This is a genomic window from Nonomuraea mesophila, from assembly GCF_004352805.1.
GTDB lineage: Bacteria > Actinomycetota > Actinomycetes > Streptosporangiales > Streptosporangiaceae > Nonomuraea > Nonomuraea longispora.
The window spans coordinates 25,455-49,994 of the sequence record NZ_SMLD01000042.1; the positions used below are offsets into that span (position 1 = coordinate 25,455).

Below are 24,540 nucleotides of genomic sequence, written 5' to 3' on the forward strand. Positions count from 1 at the left end.
GATCATGTCCTTTCGTAGCCGAGGGACGCGGCGAGCCGTACCAGTTGCCGCCGGGAGTTCTCGCCGATGCCCCATGACTCGTCGAAGCCGACCGGGCCCGGGTCCGGCAGGGCCCGCAGCCGGGGGTCACGATGGAACTTCCAGTCGCCGCCGTACAGGTTCTGTGACGGGCCCCGCCCGGCGAAGGGCCAGTTCTGGGTGGCGCGCATCCGGTCGAGCACCGCGTCGGTCCATTCGAGCCCGAGCCAGCCGAGGATCCGGGGGAGTTCCGTGGCGGGCCGGCCGAGCAGGTCCTCGGCCCGCACCCGCAGCCGGCGTTCCTCCGGCACCCGCGCGAGCGCGGTGACGATGGCGGTGTGCGAGCGGTACCAGGCCGCGGCGCATCTCGCGGACAACGACTCCTGGTCGTGGCCGGCGCGCATCCCGCCCCAGTGCTCCCGCATGGACCTCATCGTGGTCAGCGGGTGCCGCGTCAGATGGAGGTACCCGGCGTCCGGACAGGCCTCCAGACATCTCTGGAGCGCTTGTGGGTCGGCGACCGTGTCGGGCGACTTCTCCAGCCCCACGTCGGGATGCACCAGGTCGAGCAGGTGATCCAGGAGCCGGGTCGAGGGCCAGTGCGCGTGCCGCTCCAGCCAGGCGAGGGCCTGTCCGGTCGCGGCGTCGTCCTGGCCGCCGTGGTGAAGCTGGGCGACCGTCCGTACGAGGCCGCTGCGCTGGTTCTCGATCCACCACGGCGGCAGCCTGGACCGCGCGCCGCCACCGTGGAGCACCTCCCCGAGCGTGGGCGCCGTGAACAACAGCAGCTCGGGGAAACCGTAGATCCGCGGATGCTGGGAGAGCATGGCGACCGCCACGGTGGAGCATGAGCGGGCGGGGGCGAGCAGGAAGACGGGGTTCACGTCGGACCTCACGGGAAGGGGTGCGGGCAGAGGTTGAGCGCGTCCGGCGCGAGCGGCTCCCTCGAATGACCGAGCGTGTACGCGACCCGCGTGAGCCGGGGAAGGTTGTCCAGCCGCCGGTTGTCGTGGCCGAACGTCATGGGCAGGGTCCCCGGGATGAGGACCCTCGCGCAGGCCAGATCCCGGGCCCGATGTTCCGGTGTCGTCTGGTCCACCACGATCACGTCCATCCCGGTCTCCAGGTATCGGCCGGCCAGCGCGGTCAGGTCGTCGCGCAGGTCGTCGTGCCGGAGCGGAGGGAACCGCGCGCCGAAGCCCTCGTGGAACGGGCGTCCCTCCGGCGCTTCGGTGAGGAACGCGAGCCGGGGGAACGCCTCGGGAGCGGCGTGGAGCAGGGCGTGGTCGGAGGGCCGCTGGACGAACTCCGGCCGCTCGGCCATGAGCGAGGCACGCCGGCCGTTCGCCGCGTGGTCGGCCTCGACGGCGGGGATGAGCACCGCGAGTTCACCGAGGGCCTTGGCGACGGCCTGGCACGGGTCGGGGTGCGCGGCGCCGACCGAGACCGACCGCGGGCCGCCGGGCGGCCCGATCGCCATGGCCCACACGCAGGGAACGCCGTGTTCGAGGGTGATGTCGTGCACCCGCAGGCGGTAGCCGGTGCGTGCCTCCATCGCCGCCCCGAGCAGCGCGACCTTCGGGTCCCTGGCCGTGCGCAGGTCCAGCGCGGGGACGGAGAGCGCGGCGTGCCAGGTCATCAGGAACGCGTCGCGTTCCGCCGTCTCGAGGATCGCGTGCAGCACGGCCTCCTCCAGCCGGCCGCCGATCGCGCAGCCGTTGGAGCAGGGGTAGAAGAAGGGCCGGTCGCGGCCGGGGCCGTAGTAGGCGACCGAGGCCGGTACGAGGATCGGCCGCTCCCTGGCGAAGGAGTGGCCCCACACCCAGTCGCACACGGCGTCCTCCCGGAACGGCCGGTACGGGAACCCCTTGGCGGCGTACTGGGTGGGGGCGTGCGTGCCGAGCGATCGCGGGTCGAGGGCGTCGGACCGCAGCTCGGCGTAGCTGCCGCGGACGGCCGGGTTCGTGCCGTTCGGCTCGAAGCCGGCGTACCGTTCGAGTGCCTCCAGGACGGCCACGGCCCGGCTGTCGCGCGCCCGGCCGGCGCGCCCGTGCCCGGCCATGTACGCGACGTGCCGCACTCCCGCCAGGGCCGAAGCGGTCGCCAGGCCGCTGCTCTCGCCCTCGATCACCTCCCCGATCAGCCCCGTCTCCCGGTCGACGTAGGCCGCGAACAGCTCGTCGGGGTCGGGCCGCGCCAGCCGGTACGTCGTCGGAGACGGCTTGGGCAGGGCGGACAGGGACATTTTGGCAAGGTCGGGTGTGTCGTCCGGCAGGCCGCCGCAGGTGGGACACTTGGGGTCGGGCAGGAACCGGTGCACGGTCACGGCCAGGGTGTCCAGCGCCACGGACACCAGCGCGTGCTCCGTACGCGGGTGTTCCGGCGCTCCGGCGGCGACCGCGTGCGCCTCCCCGGCGACCATCGCGGCGACGGTCTCGCACCCCAGCGCCGTGAGCCAGGGCGAGGGCGTCCGGGTGAGAACGCGGGCATGTCGTTCGCGCATCGTGCCGTCGCCGACGGCGGCCCTGCTGCCTCTGCCGCGTCTGAAGTCGCAGCAGGTCAGGCAGCCGACGGCGCCCGCTCGTTCGACCGGCCCGATGAGGACTCGTCCGAGCTCCGTCCGTACCGGCAGCCACGGAAGGCCGGCGGCGCGGCACGCCTCCCGGGCGGGCTCCCGGTCCTGGTTCTCCCAGGTGTCGCTCACGGTGACGAACATGACCGCTCCGGCGGCGGCGCACGCCGGAGCGTCGCTGGGGGGCCGGATGACGGTCCACGACTCGCTCAGGCGGAGGGCGGTGGCGTCGTGGATCAGTCCGCTGCCGGCGAGCACGATGTCAGGCACGGCACATCACCACGTTAACGACATAAGGGAGGATTCGGCTGACTTCTTGATCATGGTCGAGCGGGACCGCGACGGGCCTGTGGCCCTGTGCCATGAACGCCTCGGTCAGCTCCGCCGCGGTGAGAGGCGCCGGATCGGTCCGAACTCCCGTGCCGGGCCCGACGCGCGCAAGCGGCGCGACGGACGGCGGAGGCCGGTCGTCGCCGGTCGCCTGGGCCGCGGCCAGCGCGAGCAGCAGTCCCTCGTGCAGCGCCGCGGCGATCGACACCCCGCTGGCGCAGGCCACCGTGCGTGCCCCGAGGCGGAGGCCGACCGTGGGCGCGACGGTGAGCGAGCTGAGGTCATGGCAGCGCGGCGCCGTCCCCGCCGCCGCCATGATGTCCCGGCAGGCGGATGCCGTCTCGTCGAGAGGGGCGTCGGCGAGGTCGATCTCGGGTAAGGCCGCGTACCCGTCGGTGAGCCGCGAGAGCGCCAGCCGCCGGGCTCGTCCGAGGAGCGCCCGCGTCAGCGCCTCCTCCCAGTCGAGGCCGGCCGCCACCCCGTCCGGACGGGGCAGAAGGGGGAACGCCCGCCGCGCGTCGACGCGGACGGCGTCACGCGTGCTCAGGTCCAGCGCCCAGACCTCACCGTCCACCCGCCCCCGCCTGAACGCCGCGGCCGCCGCGCGGGCGCTCATCCGGTCCGTCCCGCCGGCGGTGAATCGGCGCGGATCGCAGGTCGCCGCTCCGTAGAGCGCGAAGGCCCGCAGGAGAGCGTCACGGTACGCGCTGGCGCGGCTCATCCCGTACCCGGCGACCGTCCCCGCCCGGCCTCGTCCGACGGGATCCACCACGGCCAGCTCGTGCACGTGGAGCGGCGGACCGGCCGGCCCCGCCCTGGTGACGTCCGTGAAGATGCCCGTACGGAGGTCGAGGCAGGGCCGGGAGCGGCTGCGCAGCGTCCGCTCGTCGAGCGGCCGCCCGGCTTCCAGCGCGTCCAGGCGGTCCATGAAGGCGTCACGCGAGCGTCGCTCCGCGGGCTGTTCGAGAGGATGCGCAAGAACGTGATGGTCCGTGCACTCCAGCGTCGTCAGGTCCACCCGGACATGGCGCGGCTCCTCGGCGCACAGACCCGTGACCTGCCGGAAGACGGACCGCACGAGCCTGTGGCCGGCCACCGTGGTCGCCGCGCGCAGCGCCTGCGGCGCGATCCGGCCTGACCGTCGTTCCCCGGCCAGGGGGAGGGCGTCGGCGCACCTGGCCAGCAGATCCGGCGGGCTCACCGGCGCTGCTCCTGAGGTCGTCACGGGGCCGAGCCAGACCTCGTGGCCGGCCGTGTGCACCGCCTGCGCGAACACCGTGCCCGGCGCCACATCGAGGCGGCCCTGTCCGGGCATGTCCGGCCCCGTCACCGCCAGGACGATGCCCGCGTCGTCGAGCAGCTCCCGCAGCCGCGCGCGAGGCGTACCGTCCAGCACGTGGCACTCGATCCGCTGGCCGGCGTCGCGCGGGGCGAGGGACGCGAAGGCCCGCCGGTCGGAGGCCGCGGGCACGGCCACGCGCACGACGCGCGTCCCCGTGGCGACCAGGCCACGGACACACGCGAGGGCCAGTTCGCCCGCGCCGATCACCAGGCCCGTGGTGTCCCGGTAAGCCTCGAACGCCCGTGCGGCGGAGGATCGGTGCTGGTCGAGGAAGCGTATCTCGTTCCGGTACTCGGCCAGTTCCCACGCCCGCAGGGTGTGGTCGTCCTCGGCCGCGCGGTCGACGACCGCCTCGGCCCGGCGCAACACCGAGACCGCCTGGCGCACCTTCGCCTCCTCGCGCGGAGGGAACGCGCCGATCAGGTCATCGAGCGCGTGGGAGCCGTCGAGCAGCGGCAGGAGCGAGGCGAGCCAGCGATACATCGACGGGTCGTCCACGTCGGTCCTGCCGCGAGGGGTGTGGATGAGTACCCCGCTGCCGGTCGGGGTGAGGTGGACGCCCTCACACAGCCGGAACGCCATCGGCGCCCCCTTCCACGGTGCGCGGCGGCCGGGCGCTGCCGAGCAGGAACTCCCCGACACTGGACTCCTCGAAGCGGTCCAGCCCGGCGGCCTCGCTGAACAACTCGGCGTTGCCCGCGCCCAGCGCGCACCCCGCCACGCTCATGGCCGTCGCGACGAGGTACATCAGCTCGAACAGGACCCCGACGTCCTTGAGCACGGCCGCGTACGCCATGCCCTCGTACTTCCACATCAGGCGGGCGAATCTGGCGGCGACGACGATGACGACCTGCGGGGGCGGCGCACCTCCCGCGGACGCCGCGGCATCGCGGACGAGCTGCCGCCGCGCCGCGGCGTCGGCCGGCCGCCGCTCCAGCCGGTGCGCATGGCCGTCGTAGCGGTACAGGCCGGGGTCGAGCCCGGCGACCCGGCGAACGACCAGGTAGAGGTCGAGCTCCCCCAACGCCCCGGCCGAGGGGTACGGCAGGTTGACGAGCTGCATCCCGTCGCTCGCGGTGACGTCGCGCACCCGGGCGCACCGGTAGAGGAACTCCCCGAGCTGACGCAGGGTGAGCGGATCGCCGTCGTCGTGGACCCGTACCGACTCGCGGTCCTCCACGAGCGCGGTCAGGCCGGGGTCCGCGTCGCGAAGACCCGCGAGGTCCGGGACGTGGAGATCGATCACCGGACCGCAGGACGCCGTACGGCGCGCGGGCGGCTGAGGGAACCGTCCCCGCCCCCAGGAGGTGGCCCCGAAACCGTGCCGCGGCCGTCCCCGGCTCCCGGACCGGCTGCGCGTGTGGAACCACAGGTCGTGCACCTTCCAGTGGCGCAGCCGCGGTTCCTCTCCCCCGTCCTCCTCCACCAGGAACCCGGTACGCCACAGGTCGTGCCAGAACCGGCCGGCCGGCGGTGTTCCGCCCGCGCCGTCCGGCCCGCCGAGCAGGCCCAGCAGCGCGGAATCGTGGATGAGGATGTCGGCGCTGGCACACGGCGACTCCAGCACCATGCCCGCGCTGTCCCGCCGCAGGAGGGCGAAGCGTGACAGCCGCCACCGCGGGTCCACACCGCGTGGAGGCGGGCCGCCCGGCGTGTCCAGCGGCTTGACCGGAAGGACACCGTAGAGCGGCCGCCCGCCCTGGAGGAACGTCGTCTCCAGCCAGCCGCCGCGCTCCAGTAGTTCGGCGAGCTCGCGTTCCTCTCCCGTCAGTCCGTCCCCGCGGCAGGCGCCCGCCGCCAGCCGGGCGAGCAGCTCCCGCTGCGCGGGCGTCGGCGTCGGCAGGTGCCGGCCGTGCGGCCAGGCCGCGAGATAGAGGCCGCCGCCGGGGTGGGGCACGCAGCTCACCCCGGGACGCAACCTCACCGACGTCGTGGCGGTCAGCCGTTCAGAATCTTCCTGGCCCGCCATACCTGCTCCAGAAGGGGCTTGATGTCCGTCAGGTTCTGGTCCTGTTCGAGGAGCGCGCCCTTGATGTCCGCCCGGGCGCACAGCGCGGCGTACAACTCCCAGACCTCCTCGGGCACGGGGTCCGAGTGCCCGTCGATGAGGATGCCGTCACGCCAGAAGCCGCCGGCCAGGTGAACCTGCACGACGTGGTCGAGCGGCATCTCGGCCATGAACGTGTCGGCGTCGAACAGGTGGTTGACGGCATTGGTGTAGAGGTTGGTGACGTCGAGCAGGACACCGCAGCCGGTGGCGTCGGTCAGCCTGCGGAAGAACTCCGGCTGAGCGAGCTGATCACCCGGGATGTCCACCACATACGTCACGTTCTCCAGCACCAGCGGCTTGCCCAGGACGTCCTGGACCACCTTCACCTTTTCGATGGTGTTGGCGAGGACCTCCTCGGTGAACCACAGCGGGGCCAGGTGCCCGAGATCGATGCCCGGCACCTTGGTCATGCACAGGTGATCGCTGAAGTACGGCGACCCGCAGGTGTCGCTCACCCGTTTGGCCCCCGCCAGATACTCCATGTCGACGGGGCCCATGGTGCCGATCGACAGTCCGACGGCGTGCGGGATGACCGTGAAGGTGTCGACCAGCCGGCGCAGCCCACTGAGGTCGGCCCCCGGCCGCGTGTACTGGTCCGCGATGATCTCGACGAAGTCGATCTGGTCGTGGGCGGCGTAGATCTCCTCGGACAACTCCTCGCGGAAACCCAGCCCGGCGCCCAGCATGGGGATGTCCAGCATGTCAGGCACCTCGGCTCTCGTCCGCGCCGGCCCGTACGACGTTCCTGGCCCGCAGGCTCCTCAGCACGCCCGCGATGGCGTCCGCGAAGCCCGCCGTCTGCCCGAAGCGGGCGGCCAGGAGGTCGGTGATCTGGGCCGTGGTCCTGTCGCCCGTGCACAGGTCGAGCAGCGCGGCCGTCGCCTCGTTCACCCGGAACGCCTCGGGCAGGCCCTGCGGGAGCACCCGCATGACGAGGACGACCGGCGTCGGCCGCGCGTCCTGCGGCGCTTCTCCCCGTTCGATGGCGTCGGCGATCGACGGTATGTCGTAGTCGAGACGCAGGATGCGGATGCCGGGCGCGAGCACCGGCCTGGCCTGCGGCGGCACGTCCGCGTCCGGAGGCGGGGCGGCGTCGAGCAGCAGCAGGTCGTCGGTGGGCAGGGGCGTCAACCGCATCTCGCTCATGGTCTGCTCGTACTGGCACAGATCGGTCGCGTACGACGGCAGGGAGGCGGTGATGGCGATGCAGTCCACCAGGAACCGGCCGAAGGCCATGGCGTGCTCGGCCACGAGCATGTTGGGCTGGGCGGGGTGCAGATCGTAGTAACGCTCGAAATAGCGACCGACGATCTCCCTGCCGCACACCCTCGACGTCAGCGGGAACGTGGCCACGAGCCGTCCTCGGCGCTTGTCGCGCAGGGTCTGGGCGAACAGAGCGACCATCTTCTTGTCGATCGCCTTGAGCGTGTCCTTCTCCGGCTCCGTCAGTTCGTACTTGCGCAGCGCCTCATCGGGCGCGTGCGCGAACCAGCCCCGGAACGCTTCGTCGACGTACAGGCGGGCCAGCGCCGCCTGTGTCTCCGCCATGGTCATCTCGATCCTCCTTGACTCGGCCTCCGAGGCGATACGCGCGAAGTTGTCCGACACATACGTGACATAGCCCTCCCAGTCCTCCAGCTCCCGCGAGATCTCGTCATGGCCGCGACGCCCGATCGCCCTGGCCGCCGCCGGGTCGCCGAGGGCCCGGCCGATGGCGTCGCCGAGCTCGGCGACGTCGCGCGGGTCGGCCAGCAGGCAGTTCTCCCTGTCGCGCAACTGGTCGGCGTACAGCTGGTAGCGGGCCACGTCGCGGGAGAGGATCAGGCATCCGCCGCAGGCGAGGATCTCCCGGGGCACGAGCGGCCGGTGCACGCCGATCGGGAAGTCGCGCTCCAGGAAGGCCACGGCGTCGCAGGCCGCGATGAAGGACGGCACCTGCCACGGCGGCATGAAGGGCAGGAAGGTGAGGTTGCGCTCGATGCCCAGGCGTTCGGCCAGCGTGTACAGGCGCCGCACCTCCGACGCGGGGCCGCTGGAAGCGATCACCACGTTGTGCCCCGCGGCCCCGCCCGGCGTGGCGGCGAAGGCACGGAGCAGGTCGGACATCCCCTTGGTGTCCCCGGCCTTGCCGTACATGCCCAGGGTCGGCTCGCCCCGCCGGAACGACCTCTCGCGCCGCCGGTAGATCCCGTTCAGCTCGCCCGCCTCGATGATCCCGTCCTGGACGGCCGCCACGTCCATCGGCTCGGCGTCCGGGTGGAAGAACGGGGTGGGCACGCTGTGGCGGACGTGCCGGTGCAGTCTCTCCGGCTCGACGCCCAGATGGTGCAGGCCCCGGCTGGTCAACGTCGGCGCGATCCAGAAGTCCGCGCCGCGCGCCACGTGCCCGTACGTCTCGCGCAGCCCGTCGTGGCGGTAGAGCCGGCCTATGTCACTGCCCGCGTGCCTCAGCCCGTAAGGGACGCCGGTCCACGAGGAGGCCAGATGCGCGGCGACCCCGTACGGTTCCAGGTAGTAACCGTAGAGAAAGTCGAACGGCCCGTGTTCTTCGACGACCCGGGCGGCCGTGCCGGCGAGCTTGCTGACGAAAGGATTGGCGAACGGCACGTGACGCAGGATGCGCGCGTCGCTCGTCGTCTGATGCACCTGGACGGCCGACTTCGTACGTGGGTCGGCGCCCGGCTGGCCGGCGTACAGATCCTCCTGAACTCTGAAGGCCGCCTCCACCTCGCCGGCATTGGTGACGACGTGGACTTCGTGTCCCATGCTCGCCAGCGCGTAGCTGTCCCATAACATTTCCCGGCTCACTCCACCCTGAATCGGTGGATATTTGCCGATCATGCACACACGCAAGGCGACACCCTTTCCTGGTTTTCCGGCCGACGCGCCGGTAAGGCGCCGTGAAACGCACGCCTTACCGGCTCAGAGCGAGAAGACGGCCCTCTTGCGAGCCGTCCGTCGCGCTGCTATCCGCGGCAGTAGAGGCAGGGGCCGATGCTGGTGCCGCAGCCGATGCAGGGAATCATCTCCATGCCGTTCTCGTCCACGGCCGTGTACTGCTGCGGCAGGGCGACGTCACTGATCTGGAAAATCTCGTTCGGTGACGTCGCCGAATCGACCGGCGTTGTGACTGACAGGTCCACGGACACTGTGTCTCCTTTCGACGGCTGGTTCGTTGACAATCACAGGCTGCGGGAGGAGAACACGCCTGTCGATGATTTCGGAATGCGCCGAACCATGGGCGTCCCGCTTTTCCCCGTACGCCCGGCCGGACGCCCTCATCCACACCGCCGGCACGATCGGCGCCGCGAAGGGACCCAGCCGTGCGGGCAGCGGAGGTTGCGCTCGGGCGCGGCGGGGTCGATCCGCCATCGTGCCAGCGCGTCGGCCACGGCCTCCTCCTTCGTGACCGCCCGCCGGCTCAGGGCGTGCCCGATGAGGCCGGCCGCGACCGCGGTCGCGCGGTGGCGGCCGAAGCTCAGCGCGCCGCCCGGATGCTCCACCGGCTCGCAGGCCACCGCGACGGAGTCCGCGATGGGCGAGGCGAACACCGACGTCCCACCGCCGAGCCCCGGGACGCCGTCGAGCCGGTCCGCGACAAGGGAGGCCACCGAGGCCGCCGCCTCGGGGACATAGGCGACCAGCGCGTCCCGCCGTGGGTACATGCCCGCCCGGGAGAGCACCTTCGCCCGGTAACGGACCTCCGCCTCTTCGAGGACCCGCAGCGTACGCGCCCAGACGGCCGGCGCCTCTCCCGGGTCGGCGAGATGCACGTAGACCCTGAGTACGGCGGTGTCGGGACAGGACCCGCGCGAGCCGTCGACGACGAGGAATCCCGGGGACAGCGCGGCACGCGCGCACGGCAGCGCCGCCGCTCCCGTGCCCGGCCGGATCGACGAGGCGGGGATGACCACGCGTACGCCGTCGATCCCGGCGACGAGGTCGGCGGAGCCCGGCTGCTCGCCGAGGATCGCCACCGGCGTGAGGGTGCGGCTATGCGGCACCGACGCCCGCAGCGCCTCCTCCAGCCCGGGGGACGGCGTCATGTCGTCGGCGTCGTTCCCGGCATGGAAGTGGTCGTAGACGAACGTGGCCAGCAGGTGTTCGAGTTCGGCCGGGCCGGCCGCGGACAGGCGGTGACGCGGACCCGCCTGCGCGCGGGTGCCGTCGGGGGAGACGGTGATCCCGTGGAGGAGCGGGCGCAGGCGGCGGGCGACGCGGATCCTGCTCACGCCGGTCGATCGAGGCCCACTCGCGCCCCGGCCTCGTTCCCGCTCAGCAACACCATCTGGCCGACTCCGAGCATGACCTTCCCCTTGGGTGGCAGGCGGCCGCTGATCTGCGTCAGCGCCAGGGTTCTGTCGATCAGGTGCCAGCCCGCGAACCGGCCCGCCCGTTCCGCCAGGCCCGTGGTGTCGACGTGCGCCGACTCCAGGTAGCTCGCCCACATCGCGGAGACGTGTCCCCGCGCCCTGCCGAACGCGGAGTCGAGGCGCCGCCCGAGGTCGTCGCCGGTCCTGCCCGACAGCGCCTCGCACAGGGCCCGGTAGACGAGGTCGCCCGCGAGGCTGCCGACGTCGCGCGCGGGATCCGCAGCCCTGAACTCCTCCCAGTCGGTGAGGTAGAGCCTCGCCTCGTCGCGGCGGAACTGGTCGAGACGTAGATCGCAGTGCGCGGGAGCCCGCGGCGCGTCGTCCTCCAGCGCCAGCAGCGCGGAGATCGCGCTGATCAGTGCGGTGTCCTGCTGCAGCAGCCGCCACACCGCCAACTCGCCCCCGCTCGCCCCCAGGTAGGTCCGCAGCGGCAACGCCCTGAACTCCTCCAGCGTCGGACGCGCGAGCGGCGCGGCGGAGATTCCGGCCGGCAGGTCACGCGAGTGCAGCAGGGCGACGAGCCGCCCGCATTCACGGCCCACATTCTCATCCACCGGCAATTCGTACGCCGACGAGCCCGGGCGATAGTCGTACACGAGCAGCCGGGCGCATTCCTCTGCGGCGACCAGCGCCGGAGTGTGGGCGGCCAGAGATCCGTTCCTCGATCCGGCGAACTCGGCGAAACGCATCGCCCTGGAAAACCGGTCCGCCGTGTCCGCGCCGGTGAGCCTTTTCACGAAAAGGCGCCGCGGCGCTCCGCCGGCAGATGTGCAGTGCCCTGTCCAGATGAGATTCCGGCCGCGCGGAGGAGCCGGGTCGGCGACGAAATCCGCATATCCCATCGCGGCCAGGAGAGGCCGGATGTCCGCTGTTCGCTCCGCCGACATGGTGTTCCTCCGTCCGGAGGCCGCGCATGGGACTTACGGGGGCGAAGGCCCATGCGCGACCGGGGCCGATCTGTTACCTCATCGTCGTCAGCGGCGCCATCTCGGTGAGTTCGGTGCCGTCGGCGGCGATTTCGTCGCGGGACACGTACGTGGTCGCGGCGTCGAGGAGCTCTCTGGAAATCATGTGCATTTCCTTTCTCGCTTGCGGTCAAATGACATGTAAACCGCGGTGCCCGCACCCGTCCATGAATTCGGCGTGGGCCGAAGGGACGACGCCGTCCGGAGCCGACGTCAGCGACGGCCGTTCAGCAGGACCAGCCCGAGCGGGGTCAGCGCGTGCCGCACCTTCTTGCCGGTCCTGGTCGTGGTGACCAGTCCGGTGGCTCTGAGCACCGCGATGTGCTCCGACGTCGTCGGCATGCTCATCCTGATGCGCCCGGCCAGCTCCGTCGTCCCGCAGGGCGAGGTGAGGTTGTGCAGGATGGCGGCGCGCGTGTGACCGAGCAGTTGCTCCATCGCCATCTGGCGCCCCCGCGGCGTGGACGGCTCGGGCGGGAGCGGAGCGGTGGTCGGATACACCACCATCAGCTCACCGCCGAGGAACGACCGGCCCACGGGCTCGCCGTCCCACAGGGGCGACGGCGCCAGGGTGACCGGCCCTTCGCTGCAGGGGGCCGGTACGTCGATGGCCTCGGCGAGCGGCCGGACCGCGCTGCGCATCCCGTGCCGGGTCACCGACCGGCTGAACTCGGCCACCTCCCGGTCATGCCCCGCGCGCACGTCGTCCCAGTACGGCAGCAGGCACTCCCGGAAGTACACGCGCAGCGCGGCCGTGAGCCTGGCCCGTCTGCCGGCGCTGCCGACGAACGCGAGCAACCACCGGGGGACCTCCCGCCCCGCGAACGCCGTCCGCAACTCACCCCGCACCGTCCTGTCCGGCATGTCGGCGACCAGGCGCAACCCCCGGTCCAGGTCCGGCTCCGGCGGAGCGATGAAGGTCAGCGCGCTCTGGCAGAGCGTCACCATCTCCAGCAACGGCCTGGCCATGGCGGGCAGGCTCGCGGCCGCGTGCCGTTGCCACCCGCGCAGTGCCCCCTCACCGCGCACGCGGCTGAGCGAGTGCAGGCTGTTCAACGTCTCGATCAGCGGCATGGGTTCGGCTGAGCAGCGGATCGAGCCGAGGTCCAGCATGGGCGCCTCCTGGGCCTTACTCCCGGTGAGGTCATAAAGTAAAAGGCGTGCGTATACCGCGGATATACGACCACCGGGCCAAGCGGTCATCCTGACAGGTAGGGGGGCTGTTGGAGTTCACGATCCTCGGCGATGTCGGCTTCACCATCGAGGGCCGCCCGATCGCCATCAGATCCGTACGCAAGCGCCTCATCCTCGCCCACCTGCTCGCCGGCCGTGGCGCCTCCGTTTCCTCCGGCCACCTGCTCGACGCCCTCTGGGAGCACGACCCGCCGAAATCCGCGCTCGAGAACCTGCGCGTCTACGTCTACCGCTTACGCACCACGCTCGGCGCGGGCACGTCCATCCAGCACGACGCGGGCGGCTACCGGCTGCACCTGGGGCAGGCCCGCCTCGACGCGGCCCGCTTCGAGGAACTGGTCGAGCAGGGCGACCGGGCCCGCTCCCGCGAGAACTGGGCCGACGCGGCCCGTTCGTACGGGGAGGCCCTGAGCCTGTGGCGGGGCCGCGCCTTCGGCGACCTGGCCGACCACCCGTCGTTGCGGGAGGAGTCGCACCGCCTCGAGGAACGCCGTCTGGTGGCGCAGTCGTGCCGCATCGACGCCGAACTCGCGCTCGGCGCGCACAAACGCCTCCTCCCCGACCTGGTCGCGCTCGTGGCCGAGCACCCGTTCAGCGAAGGCTTCCGCGCCCAGCTCATGCTGGCCCTCTACCGCTCCGGCCGCCAGAACGACGCCCTCAACCTCTACCAGGAGGGCAGGCGGCTACTGGCCGAGGAGCTCGGCCTGGCTCCCGGCCCCGAGCTGGAGTCCCTGCACCGCGCGATACTCGGCCACGAACCCCACCTCGACCTTCCCGGCCGGGCGCCCGGCCCCTGCGAGCTGCCCGCCGACCCGCCGCTGTTCACCGGGCGTACCGGGCTGGTCGAGCAGCTGACCAAGGAGGTGGCCGGCGAGCGCCCGATCCCGCTGGTGATCTCCGGTGGCGGCGGCGTCGGCAAGTCGGCGCTGGCCATCCACGTCGCCTGGGCCGTACGTGACGCCTTCCCCGACGGCCAGCTCTACCTCAACCTGCACGGGGCGTCCCCCAGCGTCAGGCCGCTGCAGCCCATCGAGGCGCTGAGCCGGCTGCTGCGCTCGCTCGGCCTCGACGCCGCCTCCGTGCCCGCGGACACCGACGAGGCCGCCGCCCGGTTCCGTGCGCTGACCATGGGGCGCCGCCTGCTGATCGTGCTCGACAACGTGCGGGACGCCGCCCAGGTGCGCCCGTTGTTGCCGGCCAGCCGTACCTGCGCCGTCCTCGTGACCAGCCGCAGAGCGCTGGCCTCGTTGGAGGGCCAGTCGCTGTGCGAGCTGGGCGTCCTGTCCGATGAGGACTCCCGCGCCCTGCTCACCCGCCTGACCGCACGTCACGGCGTCCCCGCCGACGAGAACTCGCTGGCCGAGGTGGCCAGGCACTGCGGCCACCTGCCGTTGGCGATCTCCATCGCGGCGGCGCGCGTCGCCACCCGGGGCACCTGGACGCTGCACAGGCTCGCGCGCCGGCTGAGCGAGGAACGCCGGCGCCTGGCGGAGCTGGAGATCGACGACCGAGCGGTCCGGGCGAGTCTGCAGGTCAGCTACCGCGACCTCGACCCGGTGCAGGCCCGCCTGTTCCGGCACCTGAGCCTGCTCGATCTGCCGCAGCTCGGCACCGGCACCGTCGCCGACCTGACGGGGCTGCCGCACACCGACGTGGAGAACCTTCTCGACCGGCTCGCCGACGCGCACCTGGTGGAGGCCGTCGCGCCGGGCCGTTACTGCCTGCACGACCTGACCCGCCTGCTCGCCAGGGAGCTCGCCGCCGCCGAGGACCCGGCCGAGGACCGGGCGGCCGCCGTACGGCGGGCACTGGACTCCTACCTGGCCCTGGCCAGGAACGCCAGCGCCATCGTGATCCCCGTCGCCGTCTGGCGCACCACCCTCGGCCCTGCCACGGCCGTCCGGCCTCCCCGCTTCGCCGACAGGCAGGAGGTCTACGCCTGGGTGGACGCCGAGGCCGCCAACCTGCCCGCGGTGGTCGGCAGCGCGGCGGCGCTGGGCGCCGACGATCTGGTCACTGCCCTGTCCGCGGCGTTGTTCTTCCCGCTGTACGAACGCGGACGCTGGCGCGAGCTGCACGGGATCGCGGAGCTGGCCATGGCCTCGGCCGAGCGGCTGGGCGACGCGCACCACCGCGCCGTCGCACACAGCGACATCGGGTACGTGCTGGCCGACCTGGGCCGGCACCGGGACGCGATCCGGCATCTGGAGACCTCCCGTGAGCTGTACCACGAGAACGGCAACCGCCGCGGGGAGGCCGCGCAGCTCGACCGGCTGGCCGTCGTCCACAGCAGGCTCGGCCACTTCGACGACGCGATCGTCAAGTTCCGGCAGTCGGTCGGCCTGGAAAGCGGCCAGGGCAACCGGTTCGGGGAGGCGATCACGCTGGTCAACCTCGGGGTCACCTACCGGCGGGCCAGCCGCCTGGAGGAGGCCATCGACGCGTACGAGGGCTCACTGGCCATCACCCGCGAGATCGGCGACTCGGTCGGCACCGCCATCGCCCTCGGCCATCTCGCCGAGGCACACCGGCGCGGTGGCCGGAGCCAGGAGGCGGTCGACTACTTCCGGCAGGCGCTCGACGCCGACCGGGCGGCCGGTGATCTGGGCAGTTGCACCGAGGCCATCCACTGGTGGGGGCTCGGCCTGGCGCTGGACGACCTCGGCCGGCAGGCTCAGGCGCGGGCCTGCTGGTCGAGGTCCGCCGAGTTGCTGCACGAGCTCGACCTGATCGACGCGGCCGAACGCTCCGCCATCGAGGCCTCGGCCCGTCCGGGTACTCCCGAGGTCATCCTCAGGAACATGTGAGGCCCGCGCCGGTTTCAGCGGCCCCACTCCATCGACACCAGGAGCCGCTTGAGCAGGTCGTCGAGCCGCACCTGGTCGGCGGACGTGAGGGCGTGCACCAGGTTGTTCTCCACCTCCGCGCGGATGGACATCGCAGCCATCCACAGGTCCTTCCCCTTGGCGGTCAGCTCGACGTCCACCCGGCGGCGGTCCCGCGCGCTGCGCACCCGCCGTACGAGACCGGCCCGCTCCAGCGTGTCGAGCCGGCCCGTCATCCCGGCGGGGGAGAGCAGGAGGTCGTCGGCCAGCTCGGACGGCGTCGCCCAGCCGTCGCGCGCCGCCAGCCGGTGCAGCGTCTCGAACTCGAAGTCCTGCAGCCCCACCTCGCGCAGCGCCGCCTCCTTGGTATGGGACAGGTGCTTCACCAGGGCCTTCATCCGCGTCACGATCCCCTCGGTCCGCTCGTCGAAGGGCGCCCTGCCACGCCAGCGGGCCAGATGACGATCGACGGAGTCTTCCATACGGGAATCATACGGAGCAAATAATCTCTTGACGAATGTTTCGCCAGCGAAATAGCTTCTGGGTTCATGACCAAGCGGCTCCTGATCGGGCGATGCCTGTCGGCGCTTGCCACCGCTCTCATCCCCACCACGCTGACCCTGGCGGTCCTGCGGATCACCGACGACGGCGGAGCGCTCGGCATCGTCCTGGCCAGCGAGATGGTCCCCCTCCTGCTCCTGCTGCCCGTGGGAGGCGTGCTGGCCGACCGGATCCGGCCCGAACTCGTCGCGCTGCTCTCCGACCTCGTACGCTGCCTGGCGCAGGCCCTCATCGCCCTCGAACTGCTGCTCGGCGTGCATCGCCTCCTGGACCTCGCGCTGTTGTCGGCCGTGTCGGGAGCGGCCATCTCGTTCGGCAGCCCGGCGGTGCCCAGGATGGTGGTCGCGGTGGTGCGGCCCGAGGAGCGGTTACGGATGAACACGCGCATCGGCGTGGCGACGAGCCTCTCCGCGGTCGCCGCTCCCGCGCTGGCCGGAACGGTCACGGTGGCCGCCGGTCCCGGCTGGGCGGCCGCGCTCACGGCGGCGGTGTTCGGCTGCTCGGCGCTGACCCTGAGCGGGATCCGCACCCGAGCACCCGATCGCGGCGAGCAGGAGGACGCCCCCTCCTTCGGCCGGGACGTGGCCGAGGGGTGGCGGGAGATCAGGGCCCGACCGTGGTTCCTGGCCTGCGTGCTGGGGCACGGCGTGTGGCATCTCGTGGCCGGGTTGTTCCTGACGCTGGGGCCGGTGATGGCCGTCCGCGAGCTGGGCGGCGAGGCGAGCTGGGCCCTGATCGTGCAGAGCGGCACGGTCGGCATGGTGCTGGGCGTGTTCGCCGCCCCCCGGCTGCCCATCGGCCGCCCGCTGGCCGTGGTGCAGGCCGGGGCCGCATGTTACCTCTTCCCCATGGTGACCCTGGCCGCGGGCGCGCCCCTCTGGGTGATGGCGAGCGCGTACTTCGTCGCGATGTTCGCGCTGGGGCTGCTCAGCCCGCTGTGGGAGACGGTGGTGGCCGACGAGGTGCCCGAGTACGCGCTCGGGCGGGTGCGGTCGTTCGACCACCTCATCTCGTACGCGGCCCGGCCGTTCGGGCTGGCGGTGGCCGCACCCCTGGCCGCGGTCGCCGGGGTGACGGCGCTGGCCCTGACCGGGGGTGTCCTGGTCTGCGCCGCGAACCTCGCCGCGATCCTCCTGCTGAAGAAGCCCGCCGAAGCCGCCGAAGCCTCCCCCGGCCCGGACCCGGGGCGGCCGATCACCAGCTGACCAGCCGCAACCGCGCCCTGTCCGCGGCAGGCTCGGACCGCGTCCGCAGCTCCGGTACGGCATCGCGCAGCACCTTGATCCCGAGCGGCACGAGCACCAGGCACAGGGCGGCGCCCGACAGGACTCCGTCGACCAGCTCGCTCTCCTTCAGCACACCGGTCCACAACCAGCCCGAGAACAGGAACAACACCAGCCGCCCGGTGCCGAACGTGCCCGAGCGGAAAGCGGCCCAGCCGAGGAGCACCGTCCCGATATAGAGGCCGAAGGCCGCCGATACCGGCACTCGCCAGGGCCCGTACGAGACATCCCCGTACAGATGCATCACGAGCTCGGTCGTCCGCTCCAGCCCGAGCGTCCCGATGAGCTGCAGGGCCGTCTCATCCACACCCGCCCAGTACAGGCGCGAGAACAGCCCCACGACGACCATCGCGCCGCCCAGGCGGGCCGGCCACGGGCAGCGCGCGGCAGCCACCCGGGCCAGGACCACGACGGCCAGGCACAGCACGATGGCCCCGGCCGTGTAACAGGCGTAACCGGCCGTGGCCAGTGCCGGGTTCAGGGCGTAGGCGGCCAGTTGCTCGGGTGCGGCGAACGGCTGCGCGTCGAAGGAGGCCTGCTGCTGCGGCGTGAACTCCGCCGTGCTCTGCGCCAGGTGGCGCAGCGTCAGCCCGGCGAACCACAGGAGCGGCCCGAGCACCAGGGCGCCGCCTCCGATGAAGCGCCCGGGAAACCAGGCGTTGTGGTGAACCGAGGCGGGAGTGAGGGTGAGCGGTGACATGCCGGCAGCCTGACGTCCCCGGCCAGGCCGCCACATCTGCCGTTCGCCACGCAGGGATGTCTCTTTCGTCGTAGGCGCCCTCACGAACCACACGAACCACCTGAACACGGAGAGTAATTTTATGATTACATGAAGGGTGCCCAGTGGAGGCTTGGAATATCGAATTCTGGGGCCGATCGAGGTGGTGCGCGACGGCCTTGTCCTGCCGGTCCCCGCGGCGAAGCTCAGGACCCTGCTCGCCGCCCTGCTCGTCAACGCCAACGACGTCGTCACCGTCGATACGCTGATCGACCAGTTGTGGAACCACAACCCGCCCGACGGCGCCCGCAACACCCTGCAGAACTACGTGCTGCGGCTGCGCCGCCTGCTCGGCACGGGCGCGGACTGCCCGCTGGTGACCCGTCCTCACGGGTACACGATCGAGGTCGCCCCCGGCTCGCTCGATCTGTACGTGTTCGACATTCTGGTCCGGCGTGCCCGAACAGCCGCTGCCGCTGACGAGACCGACCGCGCCGCCACCTTGCTGAGGCAGGCGCTGCGGCTGTGGCGCGGGGAGGCACTGGCGGACGTCAGCTCCGACGCCCTGCGTCGTGAGGTCGCCGCCGCGCTGGACGAGCGCCGGCTGGACGCGCTGGAACTGCGGATCGAGACCGACCTCACGCTCGGCCTGCACCAGATCCTGCTGCCCGAGTTGCGGTCGCTGACGGCGGTCCACCCCCTGCGTGAGCGGTTCTGGGCCCAGCGGATGCTGGCCCTGTACCGGTCGGAACGCCGGAGCGAGGCCCTGGACTGCTATCAGACGATCAGAGGCCTCCTGTCGTCGGAGCTCGGCGTGGATCCGGGCGCCGAGCTCCGCGACCTGCACCGGCGGCTGCTCACCGGCGAGATCACGCCGCTCTGCCCCGTCCGCCCGCGTTCGCGCGGCAACCTGCCCGCCGATGTGACCACGTTCGTCGGCCGTAAGCAGCTGCTGGCCCAGGTCGGCCGCTTGCTCACGGGCAACCGGCTGGTCACCCTGACCGGCGTGGGCGGTGTGGGCAAGACCCGGCTGGCGCTGCAGGCGGGAGCCGAGCTGTCCGGGATGTTCCCCGACGGCGTCTGGCTGGCCGACCTGACCGCGTTGCCGGAGCCGCGGTTGCTGGATCAGCTGGTGGCCCAGGCACTCGAACTCCGTGACCAGTCGACGCGCTGTCCCCTCGACGTCGTGACCGAACACCTGCGCAGCAAGCGGCTGCTGCTGGTGCTGGACAACTGCGAGCACGTGGTGACGGCCGTGGCCACGCTGGTCGACGTCCTGCTGAAAGCCTGCCCGAAGCTGAAGGTGCTGACCACCAGCCGCCATCGGCTGGGGCTGACCTGCGAGCACGTTCTGCTGGTGCCGTCCCTCTCCCTTCCACCCGTGCCCACCGGCGGCCCGCGAGGCGAGAGCCCGCCCGCGCTGACCGGCTACGAGGCGATCGAACTGCTGGCCGACCGTGCCGCCGCGGCGGCGCCCGGGTTCGCCATCACCCTGGACAACCAGCAGCGTGTCGCCCAGCTGTGCCGGCGGCTGGACGGCATCCCGCTGGCGATCGAACTGGCCGCCGTACGGCTGGGCACCCTGTCGGTCGACGAGATCCTCGACCGCATCGGCGACGGCTTCGACCTGCTGGCCGCGCCCGGCACGACCACGCCCCGCAACCACCAGACGCTCAGGCACGTGATCGACTGGAGCCACCGGCTCTGCACCGAGCCCGAACGCCTGCTGTGGGAGCGGCTGTCCGTCTTCGCCGGCGAGTTCGACGTGGCAGCGGCCGAAGCCGTGTGCTCCGGCTGCGGCGTCGACCGGAGCGACATCGTGGATCTGCTGGCCGCGCTGGTGCACAAGTCGGTGTTGCTGGCGCGTACACACGGCCGCCGCACGCGCTACCGGTTGCTGGAGACACTGCGCCAGTACGGCAGGCGCCGGCTGCGCGAGGCCGGCATGGAAGAACCGCTACGACGCCGCCACCGCGACCACTACCAGCGCATGGCCGCGCAGGCCGCGGAACGCTGGTGCGGCGAACAGGAGATCGAGTGGCTGTCGGCGCTCCGGCGGGAGCTGCCGAACTTCCGGGAAGCTCTCACCTTCTCCCTCGGCGACCCTGACCAGGCCATCCATGGGCTGGAGATCGCCGTCAACCTCACCAGGACACGGGTCTGGTTCTTCGCACAGGCCCTTGGCGAGGGGCGTCTGTGGTTGGAACGGGCCTACGACGCCGTACCGGAGCACGGGCCTTCCCGCATCATCGTCGCCGCCCTGCTGAAGTGGAGCGCCCTCGTCGTGGGCGACCGTTCGACCGCCGGGAGATATCCGTCCACCGACGAGGGGCACCGCGCGGACCCGGTCGTGTCGGCGATCGTGACCTATGCCGAGGGCAGCCACGCGCTGCTGGTGCACGGCGACCCGCACGCCATCGCGCTGCTCGCGCGGGCCAGGGGCGGTTTCGAACGTGCGGGCATGTACGGCGACGCCCACATGACCACCATGCTGTGGGCGATGAGCTGCGCCTTCCTCGGAGACGCGCGCACGGCCCGCGCCGCCGCCCGCGACTATCTGGCCGAAGCGGAGGCCTGCGGAGCCGGATGGGCCTACACGTGGACGCTGTGGGTGCTCGGCCTGGTCGAACTCCGTCACGGCGACGTCGGCAGGTCGGCGGCGTCGTTCGGCGAGGCGCTGCGCCGGCAGTACGACATCGACGACTGCTGGGGCCCGGTCTGGGCCGTGGAGGCGCTCGCCTGGTCCGCGGCGGCGTGCGAGCGCCATCACCGGGCGGCCGAACTGCTGGGAGTCGCGCACCGGATGCGCAGGCTCGTCGGCGTCACGCTGACGGAACTGCGGCCCTTCCATGACCTGCACGCCGCCGCCGAGCGACGCGCCCGCACCGTCCTCGGCGAGGAGGCGTACCTGGCCGCCTTCACGCGGGGCGGCCAGGTCACGGACATCCAGCGGTTCGTCCTGGACGAAGGGCTTGCGGGCGAAACGGTCCAGGGCCGGGCCCATACCCCTGCCGGCCCGCGCCACGGGGAGTGACCGGGAAGTGACCGCGCAGTCGGCGGTGTCGGCTGGAATCTGCGTGTGCTCGCCGCCGGCGAGCACCGGTTCCCACCACCACCGATCGACGCTGGAGTCACTATGCGAAAGATGTCTCTGGTCCTGGTTCCGGCTCTCGCCGCGGGCCTGATCACGTTCGCCCCCACCACGGCACAGGCCTCGACCTTCGTCGTCTACGAAGGCTCCCACTACACCGGCCGCTCCGCAGCGCTCAGCGCGTGCGGGATGAGCAACATCCCGTACAACGGGTCGTACAAGTGGTACGCCACCGGGCAGAGCGCCCGCATGTACAACCAGCCCAACGGCGTCGGCGTGGGGCACTACACGTTCAGCGCGTCGCGGAGCGGCGAGCGGCCCGAGGGGTTCGGCTGGAAGAGCATCATCATCCACTGCTGACCCCGCGGTGAGGGCTCCGCCCGCCGTGTGCGGGCGGAGCCCAGGGAGCGCGGGGCCTGGCTGAGCTCACGGGTGCGTACGGCGGGAAGCCAGGCGTGCGCGTCCTGTCAGGCGGGATGCCGCAGGTCGTAGGCGATGTGCCGGACCGCGTTGTGAAGGACGCGCATGCGCAGCTCGTCGGCGCGGGACAACGACAGGTTCACGGCCGCCGCGGTCGCCGCCTCCGCCGCCGTCATGGGGTCGTCGTGCAGGGCTTCGGCCAGCACGAACGTGGCGCCGGCCATCGACTCCAGGCGGTACGCGTCCTCGCCCGGGGAACGTTCGCGGCGCAGGCGGGCGGCGCGCCGCCTGACCTCGGTGACGCGATCCAGCAGCCGCGCCCGCAACGCCTCCCTCTGTCCGGAGCCCTGTTCACCTCGCGCCGCGACCTCGCCCGCCACCGCCCCCGATGCCGTCCTCCAGGGCGGACACCGGCAGCGCGGCGGCCACCACCATCCGGACGATGTCCGGCGCGCAGGCGACCGAGGGGGCGGCCAGGATCCGGGCGAACGCCGGCTCGTCGAGGAAGGGCATGCGCGGGTTCAGGCACGAGGAGGGCACGAGTGCGTCCGGGCGTGGATCGGTGAGGGCGAAGACGAGCTGCGGCGCGCGTAACCACCGCGGCGTGAGCGTCCGCCCGCTGAGCAGCTCGCCGAGCGCGAGGACGCGCGCCTTGCGCGCCTGCGTCGGCAGCCCGCCGGTCAGGCCGGCCCGGGACAACAGGTGGTCGAGCGCGTGCGGGTCCTCGCCGGTGCGTTCGTCCGGGTTCACGAGGTCGAACGTCGTCAGCACCCGCCCGCCGACGGCATAGGAGACGGCGCTGTCCATCTCGACGTTCCAGTAGACGCTCAAGGCCTGCCCCGAGCGCGACAGGCGCGTCAGCACCACGTTCCTGACGCCTTCGAACCCCTGCGGTTCGAGCGCGACCACCCACCCGTCCATGGCGGTGAGCTGGAGCAGCCCGCCCCGGTCCCGGTACTCCTCTTCCAACTCCTCCAGCTCGTCAGGATCGGCCCACAGCCCGCCGGCCGGGTCGGCGCCGAAGTCCCTGGCCACCTCCTCCAGGTCGCCGGCCTGGCACCAGGTCAGGCAGAGCTCCCTCGGCAGCCCGGCCTCGTGCAGGACGGCGACGTGTTCATCGACGGGATCCATACCTCGCTCCTCGAAGCTCCTCGAAGCCGTCGTGGCCCCGAGCACGCGCGGGCCACGATCCCTGCCGGCTCACTGACGCTGCCCTGCGACGCCGGAGCCGTCAACGGTCCACGACCAGCCATGCTCCTTGATCGGATGATCCACCGCGTCACTGTCGAGGTGCTCGAACAGGTGGATGGCGGTGACGGTGTCGAAGCGGGGCAGGGACTCGGTCCGCGGGCCCAGCAGGTCCGCCGTCACGAACTCCACACCTGATATGCCCTCCTGTTCGGCGAACCGCGCCGCGGCCTGCAGGAGGAGGTCCTCGATGTCCAGGCCGACCACCGCGGGGCCGGAGCGATCGCCGGCGGGCTGCGCGGTGGCGAGCAGGAGCGGCAGGAACCCGTGACACGTCCCGGCGTCCAGGAACGAGCCGCCACGGCGCAACTCGATCACGCGCCGATAGATCACGCCGAACGGCTGGATGAAGTCCTGGGGGTCGATCTCACCGGACTTGCTGCGCAGCGCTGTCAGGGGTTCCGGTAGAACCAGCGCGAGCAGGTGTCCGGGTCGGCGTGGCTTGTGCGGGAGTCACATGTCAAGGCGACCCGCGAGCGGCCGTTCCCCCGGGCCGTAGGGGACGCGGGCGCGCACCGTTCGGTCGACGCCGACGACCTGGTGGGGTTGTGCCAGGCCATCGCGGCGCAGGAGGGCGTCGCCGAGCGGAGGTGCCGGTTCGTACGGACAACGCGGTGACCGCGTCCGCCGTCGGTCCGGCTCCGCCCGATGTCCTCACGGACGAGGACTGCCCGGGCGCCGCATCCGGCGGCGGGCCGGCCACCCGGCACGAACGCGCGGCGGCCGTGGTGTTCGCGGGCAGAAGGCCCAGGACCACCCCTGCTTACCAGCCCAGGTCATCTCCAGGGACGGGCGGCGAATAATCTGGTGGAAAGGTGAAGGAGCCGTGATGACCGAACACCGTCGGGACGCCGCGCTTTCCCTCTCCGAGCAGGCGACCATACGAGAACTGCTCGACGCCGACCGCCGCAGAACCACGGACCGTATCGCCCTGCTGGGCCGCGACCGGGACGAGATCGTCACATCGTCGGCGCTGACGGCCTCCGACGACGAGCACGACCCCGAGGGCACGTCCACGGCGTTCGAGCGGGCCCACGTCCAGGCCCTTCTCGATCAGGCCCTGACACACCTCGCCGAACTGGACCTCGCTTCCGAGCGGCTACGCGATGGCACCTACGGGACCTGCGCGAGGTGCGGGCAACGCATCCCCATCGAGCGCCTGCAGGTCCTCCCGGCCATCAAAACCTGCATGAATTGCGCCTCCCGCCGCCGCTGACCTGCAGTTCGGGGCTTGGGCCGCACAGGCGGGTTCCGAGATCGCCGCCAACTCAGGTCGCTGGGTGAAGCTGACCAAGAAGTCCGCGCAACTCGTCATCGGCCGGCTCGGCGGGCAGGTCAGGTGCGGCAGGACGCACTTCTCCACCGCGTCGCACACGTTGCGCCAGACGTGGAAACGATCCGTGACCTGCACGGCGTCCGGCGCGGCGGTGTGTACGGCTTCGGCATAGGCACCATCGCGATCACGGCAGACGATCTTTGCGCCGGGACGCTGCTCGGGACGGCGGGTCTTGGATAGGACTACCACGCCCGTGGCGGGGGGCCACCCCTGC

General features: G+C 71.9%; 22 protein-coding genes. 6 read left to right on the forward strand and 16 right to left on the reverse strand.

The features are described from left to right. Positions 1-2: 2 nt before the first annotated feature. The 10 genes from E1295_RS18195 to E1295_RS18240 form a co-directional block, all read right to left on the reverse strand. Positions 3-914: a sulfotransferase family protein gene (locus tag E1295_RS18195; RefSeq protein WP_220448778.1), complete on the reverse strand. Its 912-nt coding sequence runs from the start codon at positions 912-914 to the stop codon at positions 3-5. Continuing rightward, a complete protein-coding gene (locus E1295_RS18200) occupies positions 911-2,860 on the reverse strand; it encodes a TOMM precursor leader peptide-binding protein (RefSeq protein ID WP_132631510.1) in 1,950 nt (649 codons plus the stop codon). The genes E1295_RS18195 and E1295_RS18200 overlap by 4 nt, the downstream gene beginning before the upstream one ends. Beyond that, positions 2,853-4,844 carry a hypothetical protein gene (locus E1295_RS18205; protein WP_132631511.1) on the reverse strand — a complete coding sequence of 664 codons (1,992 nt, stop codon included), beginning with the start codon at positions 4,842-4,844 and terminating at the stop codon, positions 2,853-2,855. The genes E1295_RS18200 and E1295_RS18205 overlap by 8 nt, the downstream gene beginning before the upstream one ends. Then, the gene (locus E1295_RS18210; protein WP_132631512.1) at positions 4,825-6,231 is read right to left on the reverse strand and encodes a SagB family peptide dehydrogenase; all 1,407 of its coding nucleotides are present in this window, start codon (positions 6,229-6,231) and stop codon (positions 4,825-4,827) included. The genes E1295_RS18205 and E1295_RS18210 overlap by 20 nt, the downstream gene beginning before the upstream one ends. Further along, positions 6,201-7,013, reverse strand: coding sequence for an MbnB/TglH/ChrH family RiPP precursor modification enzyme (locus E1295_RS18215; RefSeq protein ID WP_132631513.1), 813 nt, complete (start codon positions 7,011-7,013; stop codon positions 6,201-6,203). The genes E1295_RS18210 and E1295_RS18215 overlap by 31 nt, the downstream gene beginning before the upstream one ends. Position 7,014: 1 nt before the next feature. Beyond that, positions 7,015-9,108 carry a PqqD family peptide modification chaperone gene (locus E1295_RS18220; protein ID WP_166427280.1) on the reverse strand — a complete coding sequence of 698 codons (2,094 nt, stop codon included), beginning with the start codon at positions 9,106-9,108 and terminating at the stop codon, positions 7,015-7,017. A gap of 170 nt (positions 9,109-9,278) precedes the next feature. Beyond that, positions 9,279-9,461: a hypothetical protein gene (locus E1295_RS18225; RefSeq protein WP_132631515.1), complete on the reverse strand. Its 183-nt coding sequence runs from the start codon at positions 9,459-9,461 to the stop codon at positions 9,279-9,281. A 129-nt stretch (positions 9,462-9,590) separates the two neighbouring features. Next, on the reverse strand, positions 9,591-10,544 hold the full coding sequence (locus E1295_RS18230; RefSeq protein ID WP_132631516.1) for a T3SS effector HopA1 family protein: 954 nt from the start codon (positions 10,542-10,544) through the stop codon (positions 9,591-9,593). Next, positions 10,541-11,422, reverse strand: a complete 882-nt coding sequence (locus E1295_RS18235; RefSeq protein WP_132631517.1) for a hypothetical protein — start codon at positions 11,420-11,422, stop codon at positions 10,541-10,543. The genes E1295_RS18230 and E1295_RS18235 overlap by 4 nt, the downstream gene beginning before the upstream one ends. Positions 11,423-11,863: 441 nt before the next feature. Then, positions 11,864-12,763, reverse strand: coding sequence for an ArsR/SmtB family transcription factor (locus tag E1295_RS18240; RefSeq protein WP_166427281.1), 900 nt, complete (start codon positions 12,761-12,763; stop codon positions 11,864-11,866). Between the two features lie 110 nt (positions 12,764-12,873). Between E1295_RS18240 and E1295_RS18245 the strand changes: the two genes are divergently transcribed. After that, entirely contained in the window at positions 12,874-15,651 is a 2,778-nt protein-coding gene (locus tag E1295_RS18245) for an AfsR/SARP family transcriptional regulator (protein ID WP_132631519.1), read from the forward strand. Between the two features lie 14 nt (positions 15,652-15,665). On the opposite strand, the gene E1295_RS18250 is transcribed toward E1295_RS18245, so the two are convergent. Further along, entirely contained in the window at positions 15,666-16,151 is a 486-nt protein-coding gene (locus tag E1295_RS18250) for a MarR family winged helix-turn-helix transcriptional regulator (protein WP_132631520.1), read from the reverse strand. A gap of 66 nt (positions 16,152-16,217) precedes the next feature. On the opposite strand from E1295_RS18250, the gene E1295_RS18255 reads away from it, so the two are divergent. Next, positions 16,218-17,435 carry an MFS transporter gene (locus tag E1295_RS18255; RefSeq protein WP_132631521.1) on the forward strand — a complete coding sequence of 406 codons (1,218 nt, stop codon included), beginning with the start codon at positions 16,218-16,220 and terminating at the stop codon, positions 17,433-17,435. Here E1295_RS18255 and E1295_RS18260 read toward each other — a convergent pair. Then, on the reverse strand, positions 17,425-18,213 hold the full coding sequence (locus E1295_RS18260; RefSeq protein ID WP_132631522.1) for a hypothetical protein: 789 nt from the start codon (positions 18,211-18,213) through the stop codon (positions 17,425-17,427). The genes E1295_RS18255 and E1295_RS18260 overlap by 11 nt on opposite strands. Positions 18,214-18,364: 151 nt before the next feature. Between E1295_RS18260 and E1295_RS18265 the strand changes: the two genes are divergently transcribed. Together E1295_RS18265 and E1295_RS18270 are read left to right on the forward strand one after the other, a co-directional pair. Beyond that, entirely contained in the window at positions 18,365-21,265 is a 2,901-nt protein-coding gene (locus E1295_RS18265; RefSeq protein ID WP_246080113.1) for an AfsR/SARP family transcriptional regulator, read from the forward strand. Between the two features lie 111 nt (positions 21,266-21,376). Further along, entirely contained in the window at positions 21,377-21,682 is a 306-nt protein-coding gene (locus E1295_RS18270) for a MiAMP1 family antimicrobial peptide (RefSeq protein ID WP_166427282.1), read from the forward strand. Between the two features lie 107 nt (positions 21,683-21,789). On the opposite strand, the gene E1295_RS18275 is transcribed toward E1295_RS18270, so the two are convergent. From E1295_RS18275 to E1295_RS18285, 3 genes are all read right to left on the reverse strand, one after another. Further along, the gene (locus tag E1295_RS18275; RefSeq protein ID WP_132631525.1) at positions 21,790-22,122 is read right to left on the reverse strand and encodes a hypothetical protein; all 333 of its coding nucleotides are present in this window, start codon (positions 22,120-22,122) and stop codon (positions 21,790-21,792) included. Next, the gene (locus E1295_RS18280) at positions 22,094-22,873 is read right to left on the reverse strand and encodes a DUF6461 domain-containing protein (protein ID WP_132631526.1); all 780 of its coding nucleotides are present in this window, start codon (positions 22,871-22,873) and stop codon (positions 22,094-22,096) included. Before E1295_RS18280 ends, E1295_RS18275 begins: the two co-directional genes overlap by 29 nt. A 69-nt stretch (positions 22,874-22,942) precedes the next feature. Next, positions 22,943-23,323: a class I SAM-dependent methyltransferase gene (locus E1295_RS18285; RefSeq protein ID WP_166427283.1), complete on the reverse strand. Its 381-nt coding sequence runs from the start codon at positions 23,321-23,323 to the stop codon at positions 22,943-22,945. A 111-nt stretch (positions 23,324-23,434) separates the two neighbouring features. Between E1295_RS18285 and E1295_RS18290 the strand changes: the two genes are divergently transcribed. Next, the gene (locus tag E1295_RS18290; RefSeq protein ID WP_246080114.1) at positions 23,435-23,608 is read left to right on the forward strand and encodes a hypothetical protein; all 174 of its coding nucleotides are present in this window, start codon (positions 23,435-23,437) and stop codon (positions 23,606-23,608) included. Positions 23,609-23,819: 211 nt separating this feature from the next. Further along, the gene (locus E1295_RS18295) at positions 23,820-24,206 is read left to right on the forward strand and encodes a TraR/DksA family transcriptional regulator (RefSeq protein WP_132631529.1); all 387 of its coding nucleotides are present in this window, start codon (positions 23,820-23,822) and stop codon (positions 24,204-24,206) included. On the opposite strand, the gene E1295_RS52465 is transcribed toward E1295_RS18295, so the two are convergent. Further along, positions 24,090-24,515 carry a transposase gene (locus E1295_RS52465; protein ID WP_132631530.1) on the reverse strand — a complete coding sequence of 142 codons (426 nt, stop codon included), beginning with the start codon at positions 24,513-24,515 and terminating at the stop codon, positions 24,090-24,092. The genes E1295_RS18295 and E1295_RS52465 overlap by 117 nt on opposite strands. Positions 24,516-24,540 lie beyond the last annotated feature (25 nt).

What these genes read in the sequence shown, in the direction of transcription:
- E1295_RS18250 (WP_132631520.1), bottom strand. Translation starts at nt 16,151, where the DNA reads ATGGAAGACTCCGTCGATCGTCATCTGGCCCGCTGGCGTGGCAGGGCG.
- E1295_RS18220 (WP_166427280.1), bottom strand. Translation starts at nt 9,108, where the DNA reads ATGTTATGGGACAGCTACGCGCTGGCGAGCATGGGACACGAAGTCCAC.
- E1295_RS18215 (WP_132631513.1), bottom strand. Translation starts at nt 7,013, where the DNA reads ATGCTGGACATCCCCATGCTGGGCGCCGGGCTGGGTTTCCGCGAGGAG.
- E1295_RS18270 (WP_166427282.1), top strand. Translation starts at nt 21,377, where the DNA reads ATGTCTCTGGTCCTGGTTCCGGCTCTCGCCGCGGGCCTGATCACGTTC.
- E1295_RS18260 (WP_132631522.1), bottom strand. Translation starts at nt 18,213, where the DNA reads ATGTCACCGCTCACCCTCACTCCCGCCTCGGTTCACCACAACGCCTGG.
- E1295_RS18240 (WP_166427281.1), bottom strand. Translation starts at nt 12,763, where the DNA reads ATGCTGGACCTCGGCTCGATCCGCTGCTCAGCCGAACCCATGCCGCTG.
- E1295_RS18205 (WP_132631511.1), bottom strand. Translation starts at nt 4,844, where the DNA reads ATGGCGTTCCGGCTGTGTGAGGGCGTCCACCTCACCCCGACCGGCAGC.
- E1295_RS18255 (WP_132631521.1), top strand. Translation starts at nt 16,218, where the DNA reads ATGACCAAGCGGCTCCTGATCGGGCGATGCCTGTCGGCGCTTGCCACC.
- E1295_RS18280 (WP_132631526.1), bottom strand. Translation starts at nt 22,873, where the DNA reads ATGGATCCCGTCGATGAACACGTCGCCGTCCTGCACGAGGCCGGGCTG.
- E1295_RS18295 (WP_132631529.1), top strand. Translation starts at nt 23,820, where the DNA reads ATGACCGAACACCGTCGGGACGCCGCGCTTTCCCTCTCCGAGCAGGCG.
- E1295_RS18210 (WP_132631512.1), bottom strand. Translation starts at nt 6,231, where the DNA reads ATGGCGGGCCAGGAAGATTCTGAACGGCTGACCGCCACGACGTCGGTG.